The organism is uncultured Romboutsia sp. (assembly GCF_958366745.1).
Classification (GTDB): Bacteria; Bacillota; Clostridia; order Peptostreptococcales; family Peptostreptococcaceae; genus Romboutsia; species Romboutsia timonensis.
The window spans coordinates 1-3725 of sequence record NZ_CATXCO010000228.1 but is presented as its reverse complement, the minus strand read 5'-3'; the positions used below and the strand labels follow the sequence as shown (position 1 = coordinate 3725).

Below are 3725 nucleotides of genomic sequence, written 5' to 3'. Positions count from 1 at the left end.
ATTTAGCTCACTTCTTAATTAATATATTTTCCATTTATTTCGCTAAATATTCTATACTTCTTTTCACTTCTATATGAACAAAGTAAAAATAAGAGTGTAATTAACCCATTACATATTATTATACTTACTATATCATCAGTTATAAGTAAAGGTCTATAGCATTTTGCTGCAAATAATATAACATATGCTAAAACTATTATTTCTATAAAAAGTCCCATTTGAACTCGTCTAAATACATTATTCTCTTCGTCTTCTTGATAATTAAAAATTTGTTTTATAAAACCTTTATAAAAATATATAGCTTGCTTAAAAAAACGTATTGAGTACGCAGTAAAACCAAATAAAAATCTAATTGCTATATATAAGTATGCATATGGTTGTTGAGTGAATTTTAATAGTAATATAAATATTATTGGATCTAATATTAAAAATGCTATACCTCTTTTCTTTAGCTTCTTTTCATCAAATCTAAATTTTATCTTACTCATAGCTGTCTCCTACCTTATGTTGAATTTAAACTTTTTTTATTAAATATTACTACTTATATCAATATTTTAATTAAACAAATCAATTTAAGTTTAATTATAGATTATATCAATTTATAAATTTTTAGCTTACAAAAAATTTATAAATAGTTTTTTGAATATATTTTTCACCTTTATCTAATAAAGAAGCTTCTATAAAGCACATATTTCTTCCTATTGGTGCTGCTTGTGTTTCAAAACATATTCCATATCTTCTTTGAGTTTTATTACCATTGTAAAGTTCTACATCATCAGGGAAGTTCATACTGTATATAACTACACAATCTTGATCTGTATCAATTATCATATTTCTTCCTGATATTATATCATTTAGTTTTATTTGATTTTTAGTGTCATTTAATATAAATGCATGATCATAACCACATCCAATTTGAATTTGTTTATTATTATCGTCTATTCTCTCTCCTATTAGCATTTCTTTAGTAAAATCAAATGGAGTATTTTCTACGCTTATTTTTTTTCCTGTTGGTACACAAGTTTCATCAAGTTCTAATATATAATCACAGTCTACTTTTAAGTATTCATCTGTTATCGGCCTTTTTATATTTCCACTTAAATTAAAATAGCTATGGTTAGTCATATTAACTAATGTAGTTTTGTCACTTATAGCTTCATAAGTTTGCTCTATTTTATAATCTTCATATATTTTGAAAGTTACACATAAATCTAAATTTCCTGGATAATTTTCTTCCATATCTAAAGACTTAGTATATAATTTCAAAATTACATTATTTTCTTCTTCTAATATTTTTACATCCCAGATTTTAGAATTAAATCCTTTGTCTCCTCCATGCCCTTGATGAGGATTATAATTTTTAGCTAAGTCATAATCGACTCCATCTATAGATATTTTTCCTTCACAAATTCTACCTGAAGTTCTTCCTATTATTGCTCCAAAGTAAGATGGATTTTGTATATAGCTTTCTATATCTTTATACCCTACTACAATATTTTCTAAATTTCCATTTTTATCTGGTGTTATTATTTTAGTTATTATCCCACCTAAATTAAGTATTTCTACTTCAAACCCATTATCAAATCTTACATTATACGATATTATCTCTTTATTATCTATATTTTTTAGTAATGTTTTTGTTAAGTTCATTACCATATCTACCCCCTATTAATTATATAGTTACATATTATCACATCATATATATATTATACAATAATCTATAAAGTCTTAGCATATTTTTACTATTTTATATCTTACTATTATTAATAGTTACCTTATATTTTTAATCTGTATACTAATTACAAAGTCTTCATTTTATCTATTAATTTTCTCAAACTTTAAGACTAATTATATTGATAACATCATAAAGTAATTATTTTAAAAGTTATAAATATATATAATATAGAATTTATTTATCAAGCTATAATTATAAAATTTGTTAGGAGGATTTTAATTTGAATAATGTTATAGAAACTATAAATAATAGAGTCTCTTTGAGAGTATATAAGGATACTCCCATATCTGATGAAGACTTAAACATAATACTTAACAGCGCTATAAAAGCACCTACTGCAGGAAATATGATGATGTATTCTATTTTAAAAATAAAAAGTGATAAAACAAAAGAAAAATTAAGTGTAACTTGTGATAATCAACCTTTTATAAAAAATGCACCTCTTATTCTTATATTTTTGGCTGATGTTAATAAGTGGTTTAACTATTTCAAAGTCTGTGGCATTAATAATGTAAAAAGTCCTGGATTAAATGATTTAATGCTTGGTATAAATGATGCACTAATAGCCGCCCAAAATGTAGTTATAGCTGCAGAAAGCTTAGGAATTGGAAGTTGCTATATTGGCGATATTATGGAAAATTATGAAATCCATAAAAAACTATTAAATTTACCAGACTACACTTTCCCTGCTTGTATGCTTACGCTCGGATATTATCCTGATAATCATAAGCGCAATTTTAGAGATAGATTTGATAGTGATTTTGTTGTATTTGATGAAATTTATGAAGATTTAAATACGGATAAGTTAAAAGATATGTTTATTGTTAAGGAAAATAATATGCCTAAGACTAATTCTTGTAATGCTAAAAATTTTGGTGAACTTATATATAAGAAAAAAATCGACTCTGATTTTTCTAAAGAAATGAATAGATCTATAATTGAAAATATTAAATGTTTTATTGATGAAAAATAATATCTATAAATTTTAATAAATTTAAAAATACCCATATTTTATATTTAACAATGTATGGGTATTTTTAAATTAACCTTAAATAATTATACAAAATAGGACCTTAATAATTACAACTAAGATCTATAATATTAGCTTCATTTATATATTTTTCTATTATATATATATAGATAAGTCAAAATAACTTATACATTTATCAAGTATAGCTGCATCACTAGTAACTACCCTATCTAAATTTTCTAAAATCACATCTGCATTATTAACTAAAATTACTTCTGTTTTTATATTGTATAAATTTAATATATCTAGTATTTTTAATTTTAAGTTACCAGAATTAGATACAGGAGAATCTAAGTAAAATATTACACTTGGAACACTTTTTTCATCTAAGAACTTTCCTATTAATTCTATTGCATAATCTGTTTTATCAATAAGTTTATATGTTCCTCTTAATCCTGCTAAATCTCTAATGCATCCATCGCTTCCTCTTATTAAAGTACCTTTAGATAATGCTACTTCTAATGTAATTATAAGATTAAATCCATATATATAGATAGTATCCTCATTTATTTTATTTACATCAAGTAATTTCGATTTTCTAAGTAACTTTTTACCTTCTGTACATATAGCCCTTTTAAGTGCATTTCTTTGTCGTAATGAAAATTGTTATCTATCTCCTACAAAATTTACAACAGAATCTATTTTATAATCTCTATTTATTAACCATTCTATTTCTTCTTTAGCTTTTGATAATTTTATTATTTCTTTATTAGAAAACCATTTTTTATCATTTATATCAAATCCTCTTTGAAATACTTTGCTCATATTATCCGCCATCCTATTATAAGTAAATTTAATATTTTAGAATTTTATTTATAGTTTTTAATTATAGAATATAAAACAGGCTAATTTTAAATAACCTAATCATTATTTAAACTCAGCCTGTTTTATATTATTCAGATATTCTTTTAGTTTCAATTACATTATTTTCTTTATTTATCTTTAATATCATAGAACATG

Annotated in this window: 5 protein-coding genes; 1 reads left to right on the top strand and 4 read right to left on the bottom strand. The window is 23.3% G+C overall.

The genetic code is table 11. The annotated features are described in order from the left end of the window. Positions 1 to 14 precede the first annotated feature (14 nt). Together Q5F54_RS11770 and Q5F54_RS11765 are read right to left on the bottom strand one after the other, a co-directional pair. Positions 15 to 488, bottom strand: coding sequence for a hypothetical protein (locus Q5F54_RS11770; protein ID WP_071120512.1), 474 nt, complete (start codon positions 486 to 488; stop codon positions 15 to 17). A 121-nt stretch (positions 489 to 609) separates the two neighbouring features. Then, entirely contained in the window at positions 610 to 1650 is a 1041-nt protein-coding gene (locus tag Q5F54_RS11765) for an aldose epimerase family protein (RefSeq protein WP_281537291.1), read from the bottom strand. A 305-nt stretch (positions 1651 to 1955) separates the two neighbouring features. Here Q5F54_RS11765 and Q5F54_RS11760 point away from each other — a divergent pair, with 305 nt between their 5' ends. After that, a complete protein-coding gene (locus Q5F54_RS11760) occupies positions 1956 to 2708 on the top strand; it encodes a nitroreductase family protein (protein ID WP_288526452.1) in 753 nt (250 codons plus the stop codon). A gap of 153 nt (positions 2709 to 2861) precedes the next feature. On the opposite strand, the gene Q5F54_RS13285 is transcribed toward Q5F54_RS11760, so the two are convergent. Together Q5F54_RS13285 and Q5F54_RS11750 are read right to left on the bottom strand one after the other, a co-directional pair. After that, entirely contained in the window at positions 2862 to 3233 is a 372-nt protein-coding gene (locus Q5F54_RS13285) for a DUF5616 domain-containing protein (RefSeq protein ID WP_302334481.1), read from the bottom strand. Between the two features lie 138 nt (positions 3234 to 3371). Continuing rightward, a complete protein-coding gene (locus tag Q5F54_RS11750) occupies positions 3372 to 3530 on the bottom strand; it encodes a DUF434 domain-containing protein (protein ID WP_288526453.1) in 159 nt (52 codons plus the stop codon). Positions 3531 to 3725 lie beyond the last annotated feature (195 nt).

Excerpts from the sequence above, each read along its gene's own strand:
- Q5F54_RS11765 (WP_281537291.1), bottom strand. The coding sequence starts at position 1,650 with ATGAACTTAACAAAAACATTACTAAAAAATATAGATAATAAAGAGATA.
- Q5F54_RS11770 (WP_071120512.1), bottom strand. The coding sequence starts at position 488 with ATGAGTAAGATAAAATTTAGATTTGATGAAAAGAAGCTAAAGAAAAGA.
- Q5F54_RS11750 (WP_288526453.1), bottom strand. The coding sequence starts at position 3,530 with ATGAGCAAAGTATTTCAAAGAGGATTTGATATAAATGATAAAAAATGG.